The organism is Psychrobacter sp. TB55-MNA-CIBAN-0194 (assembly GCF_040309505.1).
GTDB lineage: Bacteria > Pseudomonadota > Gammaproteobacteria > Pseudomonadales > Moraxellaceae > Psychrobacter > Psychrobacter fozii.
On sequence record NZ_JBEOOW010000778.1, the window covers coordinates 1 to 236 of the forward strand.

Below are 236 nucleotides of genomic sequence, written 5' to 3' on the forward strand. Positions count from 1 at the left end.
GTCTATGACTTTACGCTACAATTACTGTCTTCTATCGAAGACTTTCGCACTAATATCAATGCCCTCCACCAGAATTTGAAAGGCGAATTCAACATTGGCATAACAGATAATTTAGTCACTTTGCCTCATACTCGAATAACAAGAGCGCTTGCCGGCCTAAAAGACAAAGGGCCACAAGTCACAATTAACATTCGTATGATTCCACCAAACGATGTGGAAAGGGGGGTGTTAGATGG

General features: G+C 41.9%; 1 pseudogene. It reads left to right on the forward strand.

From position 1 onward, the window contains the following. Nucleotides 1–236, forward strand: a pseudogene (locus AAEY75_RS17065) (LuxR family transcriptional regulator); the annotation flags it as partial.